Origin of the sequence: Comamonas testosteroni, assembly GCF_000761245.1 — a bacterium.
Taxonomy (GTDB): Bacteria; Pseudomonadota; Gammaproteobacteria; order Burkholderiales; family Burkholderiaceae_C; genus Comamonas; species Comamonas testosteroni_C.
In genome coordinates, this window is the sequence record NZ_AWOR01000001.1 from 632,548 (window position 1) to 652,540 (window position 19,993).

19 protein-coding genes are annotated in these 19,993 nt (G+C 60.7%); 11 read left to right on the top strand and 8 right to left on the bottom strand.

All coding sequences use genetic code 11. The features are described 5' to 3' along the window. Positions 1-19: 19 nt before the first annotated feature. A complete protein-coding gene (locus tag P353_RS02835) occupies positions 20-988 on the bottom strand; it encodes a LysR family transcriptional regulator (protein ID WP_034364971.1) in 969 nt (322 codons plus the stop codon). A gap of 371 nt (positions 989-1,359) precedes the next feature. On the opposite strand from P353_RS02835, the gene P353_RS02840 reads away from it, so the two are divergent. Then, entirely contained in the window at positions 1,360-2,643 is a 1,284-nt protein-coding gene (locus tag P353_RS02840) for a tetratricopeptide repeat protein (RefSeq protein WP_198529017.1), read from the top strand. A gap of 63 nt (positions 2,644-2,706) precedes the next feature. On the opposite strand, the gene dnaJ is transcribed toward P353_RS02840, so the two are convergent. From dnaJ to grpE, 3 genes are all read right to left on the bottom strand, one after another. Next, the gene (gene dnaJ, locus P353_RS02845; RefSeq protein ID WP_034364974.1) at positions 2,707-3,843 is read right to left on the bottom strand and encodes a molecular chaperone DnaJ; all 1,137 of its coding nucleotides are present in this window, start codon (positions 3,841-3,843) and stop codon (positions 2,707-2,709) included. Positions 3,844-3,943: 100 nt separating this feature from the next. Next, complete coding sequence (gene dnaK / locus P353_RS02850; RefSeq protein WP_034364975.1) at positions 3,944-5,878, bottom strand: molecular chaperone DnaK; 1,935 nt, start codon at positions 5,876-5,878, stop codon at positions 3,944-3,946. A gap of 124 nt (positions 5,879-6,002) precedes the next feature. Next, a complete protein-coding gene (gene grpE, locus P353_RS02855) occupies positions 6,003-6,548 on the bottom strand; it encodes a nucleotide exchange factor GrpE (RefSeq protein WP_034364977.1) in 546 nt (181 codons plus the stop codon). A gap of 314 nt (positions 6,549-6,862) precedes the next feature. Between grpE and rpsF the strand changes: the two genes are divergently transcribed. The 5 genes from rpsF to dnaB all read left to right on the top strand — a co-directional run bounded on the left by rpsF (position 6,863) and on the right by dnaB (position 9,884). Beyond that, on the top strand, positions 6,863-7,225 hold the full coding sequence (gene rpsF, locus P353_RS02860) for a 30S ribosomal protein S6 (protein WP_003057922.1): 363 nt from the start codon (positions 6,863-6,865) through the stop codon (positions 7,223-7,225). A 20-nt stretch (positions 7,226-7,245) separates the two neighbouring features. Beyond that, positions 7,246-7,536, top strand: a complete 291-nt coding sequence (gene priB / locus P353_RS02865; protein WP_034364979.1) for a primosomal replication protein N — start codon at positions 7,246-7,248, stop codon at positions 7,534-7,536. 18 nt (positions 7,537-7,554) lie between these two features. Continuing rightward, on the top strand, positions 7,555-7,836 hold the full coding sequence (gene rpsR / locus P353_RS02870; RefSeq protein WP_003057920.1) for a 30S ribosomal protein S18: 282 nt from the start codon (positions 7,555-7,557) through the stop codon (positions 7,834-7,836). 11 nt (positions 7,837-7,847) lie between these two features. Continuing rightward, entirely contained in the window at positions 7,848-8,300 is a 453-nt protein-coding gene (gene rplI, locus P353_RS02875) for a 50S ribosomal protein L9 (RefSeq protein ID WP_003057918.1), read from the top strand. Between the two features lie 150 nt (positions 8,301-8,450). Beyond that, positions 8,451-9,884, top strand: a complete 1,434-nt coding sequence (dnaB, locus tag P353_RS02880) for a replicative DNA helicase (protein WP_034364981.1) — start codon at positions 8,451-8,453, stop codon at positions 9,882-9,884. Between the two features lie 159 nt (positions 9,885-10,043). Here the strand turns inward: dnaB and P353_RS02885 are convergent, their stop codons facing one another. The 4 genes from P353_RS02885 to P353_RS02900 form a co-directional block, all read right to left on the bottom strand. Then, entirely contained in the window at positions 10,044-10,448 is a 405-nt protein-coding gene (locus P353_RS02885) for a hypothetical protein (protein ID WP_034364984.1), read from the bottom strand. Continuing rightward, positions 10,449-12,209 carry a PhoH family protein gene (locus tag P353_RS02890; protein ID WP_034364987.1) on the bottom strand — a complete coding sequence of 587 codons (1,761 nt, stop codon included), beginning with the start codon at positions 12,207-12,209 and terminating at the stop codon, positions 10,449-10,451. A gap of 223 nt (positions 12,210-12,432) precedes the next feature. Further along, a complete protein-coding gene (locus P353_RS02895) occupies positions 12,433-12,921 on the bottom strand; it encodes a peroxiredoxin (protein ID WP_003057908.1) in 489 nt (162 codons plus the stop codon). Positions 12,922-13,060: 139 nt separating this feature from the next. Continuing rightward, positions 13,061-13,429 (bottom strand): Mth938-like domain-containing protein, encoded by a 369-nt coding sequence (locus P353_RS02900; RefSeq protein WP_034365480.1) that lies wholly within the window; start codon positions 13,427-13,429, stop codon positions 13,061-13,063. 166 nt (positions 13,430-13,595) lie between these two features. Here P353_RS02900 and P353_RS02905 point away from each other — a divergent pair, with 166 nt between their 5' ends. The 5 genes from P353_RS02905 (at position 13,596) to mobB (ending at position 19,981) form a co-directional block, all read left to right on the top strand. Further along, a complete protein-coding gene (locus tag P353_RS02905) occupies positions 13,596-14,885 on the top strand; it encodes a pyridoxal phosphate-dependent aminotransferase (RefSeq protein WP_034364990.1) in 1,290 nt (429 codons plus the stop codon). A 68-nt stretch (positions 14,886-14,953) separates the two neighbouring features. Beyond that, a complete protein-coding gene (locus P353_RS02910) occupies positions 14,954-16,288 on the top strand; it encodes a homoserine dehydrogenase (RefSeq protein ID WP_034364993.1) in 1,335 nt (444 codons plus the stop codon). Positions 16,289-16,443: 155 nt separating this feature from the next. Then, a complete protein-coding gene (locus P353_RS02915) occupies positions 16,444-17,727 on the top strand; it encodes a hypothetical protein (protein WP_232776205.1) in 1,284 nt (427 codons plus the stop codon). Positions 17,728-17,884: 157 nt separating this feature from the next. Then, positions 17,885-19,309 (top strand): threonine synthase, encoded by a 1,425-nt coding sequence (gene thrC, locus P353_RS02920; protein ID WP_034364997.1) that lies wholly within the window; start codon positions 17,885-17,887, stop codon positions 19,307-19,309. 129 nt (positions 19,310-19,438) lie between these two features. Continuing rightward, positions 19,439-19,981 carry a molybdopterin-guanine dinucleotide biosynthesis protein B gene (mobB, locus tag P353_RS02925; protein WP_034365000.1) on the top strand — a complete coding sequence of 181 codons (543 nt, stop codon included), beginning with the start codon at positions 19,439-19,441 and terminating at the stop codon, positions 19,979-19,981. The last annotated feature ends 12 nt before the right edge of the window (positions 19,982-19,993 follow it).

Here is a 19,993-nt window from a genome sequence, read left to right on the forward strand (position 1 = left end):
TGTGGCTTGATGCGATGTTTCAAGCCTTGGCACTGGCAGGGCAGAGGTGATCGACCAGCAAGCGGGTGGTCACCGGCAGCGCTTCAAAGTCGCGGGCCACCACGCACAGTTCGCGGTGCGCCCAGTCGTCGGTGAGCTGCACGGCACGCAGATGACCCACGCCATGCATTAGCTCGAATGCGCGGTCGGGCAGCAGGCCCAGTCCCAGGCCGTTGTCGATCATGCGGCACATGGCGTCCAGGCTGGTGACCTGGATGCGCTGGTGCAGCGGATGACCGGCCTGGGCTGCGGCAGCACGCATGGCCAGGCTGATCGAGGAGCCGGCATGCAGGCTGACGATGTCCCATTCCAGCACTTCCGTGAAGGCGACGCTTTCGCGCTCGGCCAGGGCATGGCGCTCGGGCACGACGACGACCAATCGGTCTTTGCGATAGCTGCGGTACTGCAGCGGCACATTGCCCTGGATCAGCTGCACGGTGGCCTGCTGGCCTTCGCTGCTCCTGATATTGCCCAGCGTGCAGATGCCGATATCGGCCGTGCCCTCGGCCACGGCGCTCAGCACGTCGGGGCTCAGGTGTTCCTGCAGATCGATCTTGATCTGGCTGTGCTCGCGCGCAAACGCCCCCAGGTCCTCGGGCAGAAACTGAACGATGGCCGACATATTGGCGTGCATGCGCACATGGCCGCGCACGCCGTCGGCATATTCGGAGAGCTCGCCCTGCATGCGCTCCAGCCCGTAGAGCACATTGCGCGCATGGTGCAGCAGGCTCTCGCCGGCCGGCGTCAGCGTCACGCCGCGGCTGTGGCGATAGAGCAGGGCGGTGTCCACCGTCGCTTCCAGGTCGGACAAGCGCTTGCTGACGGCCGAGGCCGCAATGAACTCGCGTTCAGCGGCGCGGCCAATGCTGCCCAGTTCGCACACGGCGACGAACAGCTGAAGCGAGGTGAGATCGATGCGGCGCGCAAAACTGCGCTCTGAATTCTTCATGGGGTAGGCTCAAGTCCTCTCGTTTCGAGAAGTTTTCAGCATTTTTACCGATTAATTCAGCTGCATCCATCTTTGAATGAGATGTCTTGCTTGACGATGGGTAAATTTTGGAGATGGGTGATTTCTTGCTTTGCGATGGGTTGAGCTGACCTGGAAAAGCGATGTTGCATTTGTCAGTCTTGCGCACTTGCATTTTCATAGCGAAGACTCTAGATGCCAGAATCGTTCAAGCCTGATCCGGCCTGAGGGACAGAAGTCTTGCCGGTGCCGGAGTTCCGGCATTTTTTTACAAAGTAAATCGTCAGTAAAGCAGCCCAGAATCGACGCTATTCGCTGCAAAAATGTGAGTCATGAGAGTTCCCAACCATCCGATGTCCGACAGTGAGCCTACCGAGTTGCCAGCTATGGCTTCTGGGGCGCCCCTCTTGCACCGCAGCCGTTGCTGGGGTCAGGTCTGCCTGCTGGCAGCTGCGCTGGCGCTGGGCGGCACTGCCTTGCCAGCTGTGGCCAAAGGCAAGACCCCGGCCAAATCCAGTGCGGCCGCACCAGCCAAATCGTCCAAGTCCACCAAGAGCACGACTGTAGGTGCTGCCAAATCTTCTTCGGCCAAGTCCGCCGGCAAGGCCGGTAAAAAAGGGCGCACCGGCCGCAATGCAGCGGTCGCTGGTGCTGCGGCAGCAGGTGCGGCCGCGGCTGCGCCGCTGGGCCGTGAGCATTGGACGCCGGAGGCCAGGAGCAATCAGGCCGAAGATGCCAAGGAGCTGGCCGCCGTGCGTGCAGCAGCACAGACAGGCGACGCCAAGGCCCAGTATCTGCTGGGCTCGCGCTACCGTTTTGGCAAAGGTGTGAATCAGGACCTGGCACAGGCCGTGCACTGGTATCGCCAGTCGGCTGACCAGGGCTATGCACCTGCGCAATCCGATCTGGGAGTGCTCTACGCCAATGGGCGGGGCGTGACTCTGGACGAGGCGCAGGCCGTGAACTGGTACCGCAAGGCGGCAGAGCAGGGCGACGGCATCGCCCAGAACAATCTGGGTCTGATGTATGCCGAGGGCCGCGGCGTGGCGGCCGATGATGCACAGGCTGTGCAATGGTTCGAGCGTTCGGCCAAAAGCGGCGAGGCTGCAGGTCAGTACAGCCTGGGGGTGATGCTCTCCAGCGGCCGGGGCGTCAAGGAGGACGGTCGGGCCGCCCTGCAATGGTTTGAACAGGCGGCCGAGAAAGGCCATGCCGACGCCCAGTACAACACCGGCATGATCTATGCTGTAGGCGCTCTGGTGCCGCAGGATCTGACGCGCGCGGCGCGGTGGCTGGAAAAGTCCGCCGCTCAGGGCAATGCGGCGGCTCAGTCGTCTTTGGGCTTTCTGTATGCCAACGGCCAGGGTGTGCCGCAGGATGCAGGCCAGGCGGCGCGCTGGTTCGATCGCGCAGCCAAGCAGGGCTACACACTGGCGCAGTCGAATCTGGCAGCCATGTATGTCAGCGGTCAGGGGGTCCAAAAAGACATGGGCAAGGCCTATTTCTGGCTGGCCATCGCTCATGCCAAGGATCCCTCGCTGCAAAGCCGCATGCAGGCGGCGGAGCAGGCATTGAGCGCCGCAGAGCGGCTTAAGGTGCAGCGCGAGGTGCGCAACTGGAAGCCCGGCAAGGAGTGATTGACGCGCCATGAAAAAAGCCCATCAGGTATTGCCGATGGGCTTTTTGTTGGGTGCAGGGGCTTAGCTGAAGAAGCTCTTCAGGCGGTCCGTCCAGCTTTCGCCGCTGGGCGAATGCTTGGAGCCGCCTTTCTTGAGGGATTCGTCCAGGTCCTTGAGCAGCTTGCGCTGGTACTCGGTGAGCTTGACCGGAGTCTCCACCACGATGTGGCAGTACAGATCGCCGGGGTAGCTGGAGCGAATGCCCTTGATGCCCTTGCCGCGCAGGCGGAACTGCTTGCCGGCTTGCGTGCCTTCGGGAATGTCGATCGCAGCCTTGCCTTGCAGCGTGGGTACTTCGATCTCGCCACCCAGGGCGGCGGTGATGAAGCTCACGGGCACGTTGCAGTGCAGATCGTCGCCGTCGCGCTCGAAGATGTCATGGTCCTTGACGCGAATCTCGATATAGAGGTCGCCTGCCGGCCCGCCATTGGTGCCGGGCTCGCCATTGCCTGCCGAGCGGATGCGCATGCCGTCGTCGATGCCGGCGGGAATCTTCACTTCCAGCGTCTTTTGGCGCTTGACCTTGCCCTGGCCGCCGCAGGATGTGCAGGGCTCGGGGATGATCTTTCCCGTGCCACGGCAGTGCGGGCAGGTCTGCTGCACGCTGAAAAAGCCCTGGCGCATCTGCACCGTGCCCATGCCGTTGCAGGTGGTGCAGGTCTTGGTGCTGGTGCCGGGCTTGGCGCCGCTGCCGCTGCAGGTGTCGCAGCTGTCCCAGCTCGGAATGCGGATCTGGGCATCCTTGCCCTTGGCAGCCTCTTCCAGGGTGATTTCCATGGAGTAGCTGAGGTCGTTGCCGCGGTAGACCTGGCGGCCGCCGCGACCGCCGCGGCCGCCGCCGCCGCCGTTGAACATATCGCCAAAGATGTCGCCAAAGGCCTCGGCAAAGCCACCAAAGCCCTCGCCGCCGCCCATGCCGCGATTGGGGTCCACGCCGGCATGGCCGTACTGGTCGTAGGCCGCGCGTTTCTGGCTATCGGAAAGCATCTCGTAGGCCTCTTTGACCTCCTTGAACTTTTCCTCGGCTTCCTTGGCCTTGTCGCCCTGATTGCGGTCAGGGTGGAACTTCATCGCCAGCTTGCGATAGGCCTTCTTGATGTCATCGTCCGAGGCGCTTTTGGCAACGCCCAGAACTTCATAGTAGTCACGTTTGGACATGTGAGTTTTCGGTCGGATGGAACAGGAACGCCGCGCCAGCTCCTGAGAGCCCGGCGCGGCGGCAAGCGGTCAATGGTTTGAGGCCAGGACCTGCCCGCGCTTAGTCCTTCTTGACTTCCTTGACTTCGGCGTCAACCACGTTGTCGTCAGCGGCAGCCGATGAGCTGGCACCGGCGGAAGCTGCCGCGGCAGCTTCGGCACCGCCAGCGGCCTGTGCGCCGGCGTACATCTTCTCGCCCAGCTTCTGGCTGGCCGTCATCAGGGCCGTGGTCTTGGCGTCGATGCTGTCCTTGTCCTCGCCCTTGAGCGCTTCTTCCAGCTCCTTGACGGCGGTTTCGATGGCGCTCTTTTCGGCGGCATCGAGCTTGTCGCCATGCTCGGCCAGGCTCTTGTTGACGCTGTGAACAGCGGCTTCGCCCTGGTTCTTGGCGGTCACCAGCTCCAGCTTCTTCTTGTCGTCGGCTGCGTTCAGCTCAGCATCCTTGACCATGTTCTGGATTTCTTCTTCCGACAGGCCAGAGTTCGCCTTGATGGTGATCTTGTTTTCCTTGCCGGAAGCCTTGTCCTTGGCCGACACGTTCAGGATGCCGTTGGCGTCGATGTCGAAGGTCACTTCAATCTGAGGCGTGCCACGCGATGCGGGCGGGATGCCTTCCAGGTTGAACTCGCCCAGCATCTTGTTGGCGCTGGCGATCTCGCGCTCGCCCTGGAACACCTTGATGGTCACGGCAGGCTGGTTGTCTTCAGCCGTGGAGAAGGTCTGCGCGAACTTGGTGGGGATGGTCGTGTTCTTGCTGATCATCTTGGTCATGACGCCGCCCAGGGTTTCGATACCCAGAGACAGGGGAGTCACGTCCAGCAGCAGCACGTCGGAGCGCTCGCCACCCAGCACCTGGCCCTGCACGGCAGCGCCCACGGCCACGGCTTCGTCGGGGTTCACATCCTTGCGGGGATCCTTGCCGAAGAATTCCTTGACCTTTTCCTGCACCTTGGGCATGCGGCTCATGCCGCCGACCAGGATCACGTCGTGGATGTCGGAGACCGAGATGCCCGCATCCTTGATGGCGGTGCGGCAAGGCGCAATCGTGCGCTCGATCAGATCGTCCACAAGGCTTTCCAGCTTGGCGCGGGTCAGCTTGATGTTCAGGTGCTTGGGGCCTGTGGCATCGGCTGTGATGTAGGGCAGGTTGATGTCGGTCTGTGCGGAGTTCGACAGCTCGATCTTGGCCTTTTCAGCAGCTTCCTTCAGGCGCTGCAGGGCCAGCACATCCTTGGACAGGTCGACGCCTTGTTCCTTCTTGAACTCGTCGATGATGTAGTTGATGATGCGCTGGTCGAAATCTTCGCCGCCCAGGAAGGTGTCGCCGTTGGTCGACAGCACTTCGAACTGCTTTTCGCCGTCCACGTCGGCGATTTCGATGATGGAGACGTCGAAAGTGCCGCCACCCAGGTCATACACGGCCACCTTGCGGTCGCCCTTGCCCACCTTGTCCAGGCCGAAGGCCAGGGCAGCAGCGGTAGGTTCGTTGATGATGCGCTTGACTTCCAGACCCGCAATGCGGCCGGCATCCTTGGTCGCCTGGCGCTGTGCGTCGTTGAAGTACGCAGGCACGGTAATCACGGCCTCGGTCACGGGCTCGCCCAGGAAGTCCTCTGCGGTCTTCTTCATCTTGCGCAGCACTTCGGCGCTGATCTGGGGAGGAGCCAGCTTCTGGTCGCGCACTTGCACCCAGGCGTCGCCGTTGTCGGCCTTGACGATCTGGAAGGGCATCAGATCGATGTCCTTTTGCACCTCGGCTTCGGCAAACTTGCGGCCGATCAGGCGCTTGGCAGCGTAGATGGTGTTCTTGGGGTTGGTGACGGCCTGGCGCTTGGCGGATGCGCCCACCAGGATTTCGCCGTCTTCTTGATAGGCAACGATGGAGGGGGTGGTACGGGCACCTTCGCTGTTCTCGATCACGCGGGTGTTGTTACCCTCCATGATGGCGACGCAGCTGTTGGTGGTGCCCAGGTCAATACCGATGATTTTTCCCATAATTCTCTCCGTAATCTGTTGAATGTTTGCTTGATTCGTCACTTGTGGGCGTAGTGGCCGGCTTCAAGAGTCGTCACTCACAATTTTTTGCCCTGACGGTGGGTTTTTCTTCTGTCTTGCTGGCTCAGCCCTGGGCCACGGTCACCAGCGCGGGACGCAGGATGCGATCGGCGATCACATAGCCCTTTTGCAGCACGGCCACCACGGTGTTGGCGGGCTGGTCGGCGGGAACCATGGAGATGGCCTGGTGGTGGTGAGGGTCGAACTTCTCGCCGGCAGCGGGGTTGATGGCAAGGACCTTGTTGCGTTCCAGGGCCGCATTCAGCTGGCGCAGGGTGGCGTCCGAGCCTTCGCGCAGTTGCTCGGGCGTGGCGTTCTGGATGGTCAGGGCCGCGTCCAGGCTGTCGATCACGGGCAACAGGCTTTCGGCAAAGCTCTCGATGCCGAACTTGCGCGCCTTGGCGACCTCTTCTTCGGCGCGGCGGCGCATGTTTTCGGCGTCGGCCTTGGCACGCAGGTATTGGTCGGCCAGATCGGCACTCTTGGCCTTGAGTTCTTCCAGCTCGGCCTGCAGACGTCCCAGTTCGTCCGACGCATTGGCTGCCAGGGCCGCCTCCAGTTCCTCGGGGCTGGCGTCGTTGATGGAGTTGGGGTTGTGGTTCTCGGTCATAGGTGGTGAAGGTTTCTCAAAACTTAAGACAATCTGTCTGCCAGATGCGCTCCGGCAGGTCTATTTCAAGACCCGTGCTGCCCAATAAAGGGCGGCGGGCGCAGTAGCTGAGGTGAGTCTGCAGGATTCGCGGGGCATTCAAGGAGAGTAAGTGCTTGTGATTTCAGGACCTCTCGCCTTGATTGACCAATGGTAATCGCAGGTTTATAGGCCCCAGAGTGTACAGATAGTCTGCTGCTCGGCTAGAATCTAACGTTTTGCCTTGCCGCACCACTACAGACGCAGTGGGCGGCGTTTACCCAAAAGGAGTCGTTATGCGTCATTACGAAATCATTTTGTTGATCCATCCGGATCAAAGCGAACAAGTTCCCGCGATGCTGGAGCGCTACAAGGGCATGATTGCCGCTGGTGGCGGCAAGGTGCACCGCGAAGAAGATTGGGGCCGTCGTCAGCTGGCTTACATGATCAACAAGCTCGCTAAGGCTCACTACCTGTGCCTGAACATCGAAGCCGACCAGGCTGTGATGGCTGAACTGGAACACGCCTTCAAGTTCAATGATGCCGTGCTGCGTCACCTGACTGTGCAGAAGAAGAAGGCTGATACAGCTGCTTCCGCCATGATGAAGAGCGTTGAGCGCGAAGAAGCCCGCAAGGCCAACCAGGCCGAGCACGCTTAATAGCATCAGACACTGAAGGAGTGGAAAACCGCGTTGTATTGACGGGCCTTCTCGCAGAGCAAGCCGCTTTGCGCTACACGCCCGCCGGATTGCCGGCTCTGGATTTGCGAATTGAACACAGTTCGCAGCAACAAGAGCTGGGCAGTGCGCGCAACGTGACTGCATCTGTCAAGGCTGTTGCCTTTGGCGCTCTGGCTGAAAAGCTGGCCCGCCAAGCACCCGGGAGCCAATGGACCTTTCAAGGTTTTCTGGCTACGCCGCGCAATAGCAAGATGCTGGTTTTACACATTCAGGATATTCAACAAAATTAATTTTCAAGAGGTCCAGCAATGGCCACGTTCAAGAAATTCAACAAGGACAAGCGTCCTAAGCGCAACACCCAGTCGCTGCTGTTCAAGCGCAAGCGTTTCTGCCGCTTCACAGTCGCCGGCGTCGAAGAAATCGACTACAAGGATGTCGACACCCTGCGTGACTTCATCGCTGAAAACGGCAAGATTGTGCCCGCACGCCTGACCGGCACGCGCGCCATCTATCAGCGTCAGCTGAACACAGCCATCAAGCGCGCTCGCTTCCTGGCTATGCTGCCCTACTCTGACCAGCACAAGATCTAAGGAGCACGACAATGCAAATCATTCTGCTCGAAAAGGTTGTGAACCTGGGTAACCTGGGCGATATCGTCAAGGTCAAGGACGGTTACGCTCGTAACTTCCTGATCCCCTCCGGCGCTGCACGTCGTGCAACAGCTGCTGCCAAGGCTGAATTCGAAGCCAAGCGCGCTGAGCTGGAAAAGGCTGCTGCCGAGAAGCTGGCTGCCGCTCAAGAACTGAGCGAAAAGCTCAACGGCGCCAATGTGAAGATCACTCAGAAGGCCGGCGTTGACGGTCGTCTGTTCGGCTCCATCACCAACGCCGACATCGCTGAAGAACTGGTCAAGGCCGGTTTCGCAGTGAACAAGTCGCAAGTGCGCATGCCCAACGGCCCCATCAAGACCGTTGGCGACGCCACTGTGGTGGTGGCTCTGCACACCGACGTGGCTGCAGAAGTGGCTGTCTCCGTGTACGGCGACCACTCCTAATTCAGGCCTTGTTCTGAATTGGCAAAAAGCCGCCTTCGGGCGGTTTTTTGTTTTCTGGTAATTGTTTGTCTCGCCAGCGTTTTTATCGTCACCCGCCGTGACGTCGCCACCGCCTCCCGCTACGATGGAGGACTTGTCTCTAGGAGTCTCATGTCGTCAGTAATGCCCCCGCTTGATCTGCAAGATGATGCATTCGCCCCGGTTCCCACTGCTGATCAGCAGGTGGCGCAACTGCGTGTGCCGCCGCACTCCATGGAGTCGGAATCTTCGGTGCTAGGCGGTCTGCTGCTGGACAACAATGCCTGGGAGCGCGTTGGTGATCTGCTTGGCGACGGCGACTTCTATCGACACGAGCACAAGCTGATCTACGAAGCCATCGGCAAGCTGATCAATGCCAGCAAGCCGGCTGACGTGATCACGGTCTATGAGCATCTGCAAGGCATGGGCAAGGCCGAGGAAATCGGCGGCCTGATGTACCTGAACCAGCTGGCGCAGTATGTGCCCAGTGCCAGCAATATCCGCCGCTATGCGGAAATCGTGCGTGAGCGCGCTATCTTGCGCAAACTGGTGACGGCCAGCGACGACATTGCGACCAACGCCTTCAATCCGCAGGGCAAGACCGTGGAGCGCATCCTCGACGAGGCCGAGCAGAAGATCATGGCGATCGGCGAGGAGGGGGCGCGCAACAAGCAGGGCTTCCAGTCGCTGGACACGCTGGTGGTGGATCTGCTGGACCGGGTCCAGGAGATGGCCGACAACCCCATGGATGTGACCGGCGTGCCCACGGGCTTTGTCGATCTGGATCGCATGACATCGGGTCTGCAGGCTGGCGACATGGTGGTGCTGGCGGCGCGTCCCTCCATGGGCAAGACCTCTTTTGCCGTGAATATTGCCGAGCATGTGGCGCTCAATGAGGGCTTGCCGGTCGCCATCTTCTCCATGGAAATGGGCGCGGCCCAGCTGGCGGTTCGTATCGTCGGCTCCATCGGCCGCGTCAATCAGGGCAATCTGCGTACCGGCAAGCTCAGCGACGAGGAGTGGCCGCGTCTGACCGAGGCCATCGAGCGGTTGCGCACCGTGTCGCTGCATATCGACGAAACCCCGGGCCTGTCCCCGACCGAGCTGCGTGCCAATGCGCGTCGTCTGGCGCGTCAGTGCGGCAAGCTGGGCTTGATCGTGGTCGACTACCTGCAGCTGATGAGCGGCTCGGGATCTGCGGCCAGTTCCGACAACCGTGCCACTGAACTGGGCGAAATCTCGCGGGGCTTGAAGATGCTGGCCAAGGAGCTGCAATGCCCGGTGATTGCGCTGTCCCAGCTCAACCGCTCGGTGGAGCAGCGTACCGACAAGCGCCCCATGATGTCCGACCTGCGTGAATCGGGCGCCATCGAGCAGGACGCGGACATCATCATGTTCATCTACCGCGACGACTACTACAACAAAGAGAGCAAGGAGCCCAATATTGCCGAAGTCATCATCGGCAAGCAGCGTAACGGGCCGACGGGGACGGTGAAGCTCTTCTTCCAGAAGAACCAGACGCGTTTCGAGAATCTGGCCCAGGGCTACGGCACGGATGAATACTAAAAATAATAGCTGTTAGCGCCTGTGGTGTATTGATTTCAGAACTCTATGAATATGAAATCTATGAATATAGGGCGCTGATAGCTATCAAATTGAATGTGGACATAAGAAAAGCCCGCAAGGCACAGACCTTGCGGGCTTTGTTTTTGAGTGGCGCAGACGCTAGCGGCTGAGCAGGTAGGCGCCAAGGCCGATCACGCACAGTCCCAGCACGCCGCAGGCCCAGGCCAGGCGCTGTGCACCTGTGCGCAGCGCGCCCACGGTCGCGACGATCTGGGCATTTTGCTGGGCCAGCTTCTCGATGATCTCCAGCGACTGGCGCTGCGACTGCTCCAGCTGGGCGATGCGCTCTTCCTGCTGCTGGATCAGCAGCAGCGCCTGCTCGCCGGCGGAGGCCGGCGGCGAAATGCGCTGCGCAGCGCTTTGCGCGCTGGCGTCCTGCTCGCGCGCCTCGGCCTGAGCCTCCTTCTTCTTGAGCATGCCTTGGGCGGCCTTCACCACCTGGGGCGTGGCCTTGATGACCTCGCCCCAGGGCACGAGCTTGAGCGCTGCGATCCAGCTCGCCACTTACAGCACCTCGCTGGCGAAGTCCGCCAGGCGCGAGCGTTCGCCGCGCGCCAGGGTGATGTGGCCGCTGTGGGGCCAGCCCTTGAAGCGGTCCACCACATAGGTCAGGCCCGAGCTGCCTTCGGTCAGATAGGGCGTGTCGATCTGGGCCAGATTGCCCATGCAGATGATCTTGGTGCCGGGGCCGGCACGTGTGATCAAGGTCTTCATCTGCTTGGGCGTCAGGTTCTGGGCCTCGTCGATGATGACGTATTTGTTCAGGAAGGTGCGACCGCGCATGAAGTTCATGCTCTTGATCTTGATGCGGCTGCGGATCAGCTCATTGGTGGCGGCGCGCCCCCATTCGCCGGCATTGCCGCCGTCGCCCTTGGCCAGGAACTCCAGATTGTCGTCCAGGGCGCCCATCCAGGGACCCATTTTTTCCTCTTCGGTGCCGGGCAGGAAGCCGATATCTTCGCCCACGCTCACCGTGGCGCGGGTCATGATGATCTCGGTGTAGCGGCGCTCGTCCAGCACCTGGGCCAGGCCGGCGGCCAGGGCCAGCAAGGTCTTGCCGGTGCCGGCCGTGCCCGTCAGCGTGACAAAGTCGACTTCGGGGTTGACCAGCAGGTTCATCGCGAAGTTCTGCTCGCGATTGCGTGTGGAAACGCCCCAGACGGCATTTTTGGGATTGCCGAAGTCGCGCAGCGTCTTGAGCACAGCCGTCTTGTCGCGGATCTCGGTCACGCGCATGTAGAGGCTGGGCTCGCCCGGTGCCTCGTAGTAGACGAACTGGTTGATCATCAGCTGGTCGACGATGACGCCGCTGACGCGGTAGTAGGTGATGGCGCCTTCCTGCCAGCTCTCCACATTCTTGCCGGCCTTGGCCCAGAAGTCGTGGGGCAGGGCCAGGGCGCCCGAGTACAGCAGATCGCCGTCTTCCAGCACCTTGTCGTTCTGGTAGTCCTCGGCGGCCAGGCCCAGCGCGCGTGCCTTGACGCGCATATTGATGTCCTTGGACACCAGCACGACTTCGCGATCCTTGTGCTGCTCGCGCAAGGCGGCGACCACGCCCAGAATCTGGTTGTCGGCCTTGCCCTGGGGCAGGCTCTCGGGCAGGGAGGCATCCAGGGGATTGGTCTGGAAGTACAGCGTGCCAGTGGCGCTGCGCTGGCCTGTGGCATTGAGCGGCAGACCTTTTTCCAGGCCGTCGTCGGGCTGGGAGGCCACCAGGGAGTCCAGCGTGCGGCTGACCTGGCGGCCGTTGCGCGCCACCTCGGTCATGCCCTTTTTGTGGTTGTCCAGCTCTTCCAGCACCACCATGGGCAGGAAGATGTCGTGCTCTTCGAAGCGGAACAGGCTGCTGGGGTCGTGCAGCAGCACATTGGTGTCCAGCACGAACAGCGTGGTCGGGCCGGTGCGCGTATTACGGGCGCGGCGGGCGGGCTTGGTAGCCGCGTTGGCGGGTTTGGCAGGTGCTGCGGCAGCTGGCCCTGTCTTTGCTGCGCCAGCCGATGCTGCGGCAGTTGGTGCTGCGGCAGTTGTGGTGGCGGTCTTGCGCGGCTTGGAGGTTGCAGTGGCCGAGGCGGCGGGCTTGCTGGTGCTGCGGCGCGGCCTGGTGGCTGCGGCAGCGGTCTGTGGAGCTGCGCTCAGGGCTGCTCCGGTGGAGGGGTTCAGATCCTCGTCAAGCTCTGCCGTCTGCTTGTCAGACTTGCGGATGGACGAAAAGGCTTCTGCGGGGAGCTTTGCGGCGCGGTGGCCGGGTGCGGGGGGCAGGGGCATAGTGGACGAACCGTTCTCAACAAGATTCAAAAAGCACAAAGCCGCCTGGAAACCGAGGCGGCTTTGGTGGGGTGAACAGAGAATACTGCGTAGCACTGAGGCATGCCCCATTATGCATAGGCTGCGAGGGCCTGAATGCAGTATTTCCTGTTTTGCCTTGTTTAAAGACTTTGAAATACTTTGCGTGTAGATGATTGCAAGGTTTTCGGTCTCAGGCAGTGGCTCAGGCCACCTTCTTGTCTTGAGTCTTCAGGCTCTTGACGGCCTTGAGAACTTCGTCCACATGGCCGGGGACCTTCAGGCCGCGCCATTCCTGCATCAGGATGCCGTCGGCACCGATCAGGAAGGTGGAGCGCTCGATGCCCTTGACCTTCTTGCCGTACATGATCTTGTTCTTGACCACGCCAAACATGTGGCACATCTTTTCTTCGGTATCAGCGATCAGCTCGAACGGCAGTTCCAGCTTTTCCTTGAAGTCGTTGTGCGAGTTCATGTTGTCGCGCGACACACCGAACACGGTGGCGCCAGCCTTCACGAAATCCTTGTACTTATCGCGGAATTGCATTGCTTCCGTGGTACAACCCGGCGTGTTGTCCTTGGGGTAGAAATACAGGATCAGAATCTGGCCGTTGTGCGAGGTGTTGGACACCTTGACGCCGCCGGTGGCGTTGGCTTCAAATTCTGGGAGTGGTTTGTTGACAACGATCGCCATGCGCTTGTATCTCTCGGGTGTGTTCGTTGAAATGCCGAGGGCGTCGGTGGTATTTTTGTTTTTATCAATCGATCGCCCCCAACCGCAACCTGCGATTTTACCCTGAAATACGTATTTCTCTCAATGTAAGCTTTCAAGGCTATGCTAGCAGCAGGGCTGCGACCACGTTGCGGCCTTCGCTGGCCAGAACGTTATAGGTGCGGCAGGCCGATGCGGTGTCCATGCTCTCCAGGCCAATGCGTTTGGCGATCAGCGGCTTGAGCCAGGCCACGGGTGGAAAGCGGTTCTTGCTGCCGCTGCCAAAGAGGATGACTTCCGCATCCAGCTTGGCAAGTTCCTCGAAATGCTCGGCCGTCAGGTCTTCGAAACTGGCGCAGTTCCACTCGGTCAGCAGGCCGTGGGCCCCGACCAGCAGACTGGTTTCATGGTTTTGCTTGTCAACCGCGATCCAGCCCGGGCCATAGCCGGTGATGGTCTGCGCATCGGATTTGTCTGCCTGAAATTTCATGATGGAGAGTGTGCGCAATCGGTGCGCTGGACGGGTGCGATGGCTGCTGTCTCCATACAGAGAGGGTGGGGACATTGCTGCAGCGCGGAACTGTGCTTAAATTATAGGTTTCACCATGGCACTTAATGCGCCCTGGCGTGCCTGAAATCCTTTTGCATTGATTCGCATGAAAACCGTTCAAAAATCCGCCAAGTTAGCAAACGTCTGTTACGACATCCGCGGGCCGATCATGGACGCGGCGAAGAAGATGGAGGACGACGGCCAGAAGATCATCAAGCTCAATATCGGCAATCTGGCCGTGTTCGGCTTCGATGCTCCCGAGGAAGTGCAGCAGGACATGATCCGCAACCTGCCCAACTCGGCCGGTTACTCCGACAGCAAGGGTATCTTCGCGGCGCGCAAGGCCGTGATGCACGAGACCCAGCGCCAGGGCATCAAGGGCGTGACGCTGGACGACATCTATCTGGGCAATGGCGCTTCGGAGCTGATCAGCCTGGCCACCAACGCGCTGCTGGACAACGGCGACGAGATGCTGCTGCCTGCGCCCGACTATCCGCTGTGGACGGCTGCCACCAGCCTGTCCGGCGGCACGCCCGTGCATTACATGTGCGACGAGTCCAATGACTGGATGCCTAATATGGCCGACATCCGCGCCAAGATCACGCCGCGCACCAAGGGCATCGTCGTCATCAACCCCAACAACCCCACGGGTGCGCTGTACTCCAGGGAGCTGCTGCTGCAGATCGTGGAGCTGGCGCGCGAGCATGGCCTGGTCATCTTCGCTGACGAGGTCTACGACAAGGTGCTGTACGAGGATGCCAAGCACACGCCGCTGGGCAGCCTGTCCATCGATGTGCTGACCATCACCTTCAATTCCCTCTCCAAGGCCTACCGCTCCTGCGGCTACCGTGCTGGCTGGATGGTGATTTCGGGCGACAAAAAGCCCGCCAAGGATTACATCGAAGGCCTGAACATGCTCTCCAACATGCGCCTGTGTGCCAATGTGCCAGGCCAATGGGCCGTGCAGACGGCGCTGGGCGGCCACCAGAGCATCGACGCTCTGGTGCAGGAGGGTGGTCGCCTGCGCGTGCAGCGCGATCTGGCCTGGGAGCTGATCAACGCCATTCCCGGCGTGAGCTGCGTCAAGCCCCAGGGCGCGCTGTACATGTTCCCGCGCCTCGATCCGGCCGTCTACCCCATCCAGGATGACCAGGAGTTCTTCCTCGAAGTGCTGCAGGAAACCAAGGTCATGCTGGTGCAGGGCACGGGCTTCAACTGGCCCGAGCCTGATCACTTCCGCATCGTCTTCCTGCCGCATGAGGCCGATCTGCGTGAGGCCATCAACCGGCTGGCAGTCTTCCTCGAGAAGTACCGCAAGCGCCATGGCACGGACAAGCCCAAGGCCGTGCCGCCCGAAAAGGCGCTCAAGCCTGCCAAGGCTGAGAAAGCCGCGTAACACATCTTTTTGATAGCTGGTGGCGCTTGATTTTCAAGCGCTTCAGCGCTTTTTTGACCTTAGAACTTATGAAACCCATCCAAGTAGGCCTGTTGGGCATTGGCACCGTAGGCAGCGGTACTTTCAATGTGCTGGAACGCAATCAAGACGAGATTCGCCGTCGTGCGGGTCGTGGCATTGAAATTACCATGGTCGCCGACTTGGATACCGAACGCGCCAAGAGCGTGGTGGGTGACAAGGTCAAGGTGGTCGGCGATGCACGTGAAGTCATCGCCAACCCCGATATCGATGTGGTGGTCGAGCTGATTGGCGGCTACGGCATTGCCAAGGCCCTGGTACTGGAAGCCATCGCCGCCGGCAAGCATGTGGTGACCGCCAACAAGGCCCTGCTGGCCGTGCACGGCACGGAAATCTTCAAGGCTGCGTCCGAGAAGGGCGTGATGGTGGCCTATGAAGCCGCCGTGGCCGGTGGCATTCCCATCATCAAGGCCTTGCGCGAAGGCCTGACCGCCAACTCCATCCAGTGGGTGGCCGGCATCATCAACGGCACGACCAACTTCATCCTGTCCGAAATGCGCGACAAGGGCCTGGACTTCGACGTGGTGCTCAAGGAAGCACAGCGTCTGGGCTATGCCGAAGCCGACCCTACCTTCGACATCGAGGGTGTGGATGCGGCCCACAAGGCCACGCTGATGAGCGCGATTGCCTTCGGCATTCCCGTGCAGTTCGACAAGGCCTATGTGGAAGGCATCACCAAGCTGGCAGGTGCCGATATCCGCTACGCCGAACAGCTGGGCTACCGCATCAAGCTGCTGGGCATCACCAAGCGCACGGACAAGGGCATCGAGCTGCGCGTGCACCCTTCGCTGGTGCCTTCCAAGCGTCTGATTGCCAATGTGGAAGGCGCGATGAACGCCGTGGTGGTGAACGGCGATGCCGTGGGCACCACGCTGTACTACGGCAAGGGCGCCGGCTCCGAGCCCACCGCTTCCGCCGTGGTGGCTGACCTGGTGGATATCGCCCGCATGGACGGCTCCGATCCTGCCCACCGCGTGCCTGCCCTGGCCTTCCAGAGCAGCAGCCTGGCTGCCGCCGGCAGCGAACTGCCCGTGCTGCCCATGTCCGAGGTCGTGACCAGCTACTACCTGCGCATCCGCGTGGCCGACGAAGCCGGAGTGCTGGCCAAGATCACCGGCCTGCTGGCAGGTGCCGGCATCAGCATCGATGCGGTGCTGCAGCGCGAAGCCGATGAAGTGGGCGGCGAAGGCTCGACCCAGACCGACCTGATCATCCTCACCCACGACACGCGCGAAGGGGATATGGACAAGGCCCTGGCCGAAATCCAGGGTCTGCCCACGGTGCTGGCTCCCATCACCCGCATCCGCAAAGAGGAGCTGAATTAACTCCCCCTGAGGCGCTACGCGCCTTCCCCCTCTCTGCTCCGCGGAGGGGGGCGACGCTGTCAGCTAGGCGCCCCCGCCGCGAGGCGGCTCTTGCCTGGCGTCTCTGTGATGGGGCGCGTGCTAGTTCGTGTTCCGTGCTTTTCAGGGAAATTCTGATGTCCTGTTTCGCTCGACTAGATAGTCTTCTCGCTCAGCGATCTGCTTTTTCCAGCAAAGGCTGGCGTCATCTGACGCTGGCCTTTATTGTTTTCGCAGCCACTGCCGCGCATGCCGCGTCGGTCGATGTTTATCGCGGCACGCTGGGCACCTCTGAAGTGGTGATGGAGCTGCGCAAGTCAAAGGCCGATGGCACGGGTGATGCAAAGGACGAGCGGGAGGGGCGATATTTCTATTTGCGCAATGGCGTGGATATTCCGCTCAGAGGGCCGCTCAATGCGCTGGCTGAAGCCTTGCCGCTCAATGATGGGTGGAGCCGCTCGCAGCCAGACCTGCCAATTTTTGCGAATGAGCAAGAGCGCCGCGTGAAGTGGAATGTGGCCCAGCAAGGCGATGCACTGACCGGTGAGTGGGTGGATGGCATTCATGGCAAAAAACTGCCGCTAAGCCTTAGACGTATTGCGCAATATGATCCTGAAAAGATAGCGCCGCGCGGTGTGGAGGCGGTGACTTTGGCAATCGTTCAGGGCGCGGGCAGCGGTGTCTCGCAAGATGCGGTGATCTCTGCGCAGAGCACGCCCTATGACTATCTGAAGCTTGGTGAGCAAAAGCTGGAGCAGGGCAAGGAAGTGGTACTTGCTCCAGACCTGGCTTGGCGGCCTGTGCGGGATGCGCGCACCAAGTTCTGGTATCCGCGGCTGACTCGTCACCCGGATGCCAAGATATTGGCTCAGACCAATGCCGTGCTGGAGCAGCGCCACTGGGGCATGAGTCTGGCTGCTTTGGGTTGCCGAAGTGCCATCTATCGTGACAACGGCCCGGAGGCGGGGACTTTGGGCTATTTCGATCACGAGAGCATTGCCGTGACCTATCTGAGCCGCGCCATGATGAGTGTGGTTGAGTCCGGCTCGACGGGCTGCGGCGGTGCGCACCCCAATAACCACTACGACCCTTTTGTGCTGGATTTGCTGCAGGGCGGCTATATGGACTTCACCCGTTTGTTCAAGGGCGCCAAATATGGCGACTACAAACTGGAACTTAGCGAGCAGATGCAGGGCTTCATCCGCAAAGCTGTGGGCAAATACTCCAAGGATGACAAGGAATGCACGGAGATTCTGCCCAGCTATATGGCGCTGATGCTCGATAAGCCGGACAAGATGAGTTTTGTGATTTCCGGCATCGGCCACGCCATGGGGGTGTGCCTGGGCAGCGGCGTCAGCGTTCCGTTCAAGATGCTCAAGCCCTATATCAAGCCGCAAGCAGAGCGCTATTTCCAGCGCTGAGGCAATCACCCAAGGCACAGCAGCGATACCGCGTTGGCCGGTCTCTTCAATGGCGCATGGTGGAGGTGGAGCTGCTGGCTGATAATGGAGAGCTTGGCAGCATGACTTTTGCCCGTTTGGCTGCCCGTTCCGAATTTTAGTTTTTGGCGAGTTTGAGATGTTGTATCTGTCCACCCGCGGCCATGCTGACCGCAAGCGTTTTTGCGATATTTTGCTGGCCGGTCTGGCTCCCGATGGTGGCCTGTATCTGCCCGTCGAGTACCCCCAGATTGACGACGCCAAGCTGAGCCAGCTGCGCGAGACGCTGGCCGCCAAGGGCTATGCAGCGCTGGCCTTCGAGATTCTGTCGCTCTACATCGACGACATTCCCGCCGACGACCTGCGCGCCCTGTGTGCGAAGACCTATACCAAGGAAGTCTTTGGCAGCGACGCCATCGTGCCCGTGCGCCAGCTGGACGGCGTGCTGCACATCGAAGCCCTGTCCAACGGCCCCACGCTGGCCTTCAAGGACATGGCCATGCAGCTGCTGGGCAATCTGTTCGAGTACGAACTGGCCCGCCGCAACGAGGAGCTCAATATTCTGGGCGCCACCAGCGGGGACACCGGCAGCGCGGCCGAGTACGCCATGCGCGGCAAAAAGGGCGTGCGCGTCTTCATGACCAGCCCTCATGGCCGCATGAGTCCTTTCCAGCAGGCGCAGATGTTCAGCCTGCAGGACGAGAACATCCACAACATCGCCATCGAAGGCGTGTTCGACGACTGCCAGGACATCGTCAAGGCCGTCTCCAACGACCACGCCTTCAAGGCCCAGTACAAGATTGGTACTGTCAACTCCATCAACTGGGCACGTCTGCTGGCCCAGGTGGTCTACTACTTTGCCGGCTATCTGCAAGCCACCAGCTCCAATGACCAGAAGGTGAGCTTCACCGTGCCTTCCGGCAACTTCGGCAATATCTGCGCCGGGCATGTGGCGCGCCAGATGGGTCTGCCCATTGCCAAGCTGGTGGTGGCCACCAACGAAAACGATGTGCTGGACGAGTTCTTCCGCACCGGCGTCTACCAGGTGCGAGGCTCGGCCAATACCTACGAGACATCGAGCCCCTCGATGGACATCTCCAAGGCCAGCAATTTCGAGCGCTTTGTGTTCGACCTGGTGGGGCGCGACGGCGTGCGCACCAAGCAATTGTTCGCTGAAGGCGTGGCCAAGGCGGGCAAGTTCGATCTGAGCACAGATCCCGCCTTCAAGGATGCGGCCGGCAAGTACGGTTTTGTGAGCGGCAAGAGCACCCACGCCGACCGACTGGCCACCATCAAGGACACCTTCGAGCGCTTTGATCAGATGATCGACACCCATACCGCCGACGGTGTGAAGGTGGCGCGCGAGCATCTGGGCGCCGAGCCCATGCTGGTGCTGGAAACCGCTTTGCCCATCAAGTTTGCCGCGACGATCGAAGAAGCGCTGGGCCGCCAGCCCGACCGACCCGCCAAGTTCAACGGCATCGAAGACCTGCCCAAGCGCGTGGTCGTCATGGCCTCCGACGTGGACAAGGTCAAGGCCTTTATCGCCGAAAACTGCAGATAAAGTCCTGCGGCGCTAAGCTTGAAAAGCACCTGTAGCTTGACGACAGGTGCTTTTTTTCTTTGAATAAAATTGGTGTTCTACGCTTTCCCGTAGAGCATCGGTAGCTATCAAAAACATATTGAAATCAAGATGAAGGTCATAGGCTTTGCCGGATATTCGGGCGCGGGCAAGACCGGCCTGGTCGAGGCGCTGGTGATGCTGATGAAGCAGCGCGGGCTCAGGGTCTCGGTCATCAAGCATGCCCACCATGACTTTGATGTGGACCAAGAGGGCAAGGACAGCTGGCGTCACCGCAAGGCTGGTGCTTATGAAGTGCTGCTCGCGTCCGATAGGCGCCTGGCATTGATGCGCGAATATGAGCAGCCTGCTCAGCTGGGCGTGCACCATATGCTGGCGCAACTGGACCCGTGCGTGGACTGGGTGCTGGTTGAAGGCTTCAAGCATGGCGAGCTGCCCAAGATAGAGGTCTGGCGGCGGCAGCAGGACAGGCTGGACAAGGGCAAGAGCCTGGAGCCTCTGTTTGCGCATGACCCTCGGGTGCTGGCCGTGGCCACCGACGCTGTCCATGACCTGCCGCAAACGCCGATCCAGCCCGTGCTGGATCTGAACCAGCCGCAGCTTGTGCTGCAATGGCTGCTGGCTCATTCGGATTCTCTGCAATACAAGAACTAAGGAAAGACACAG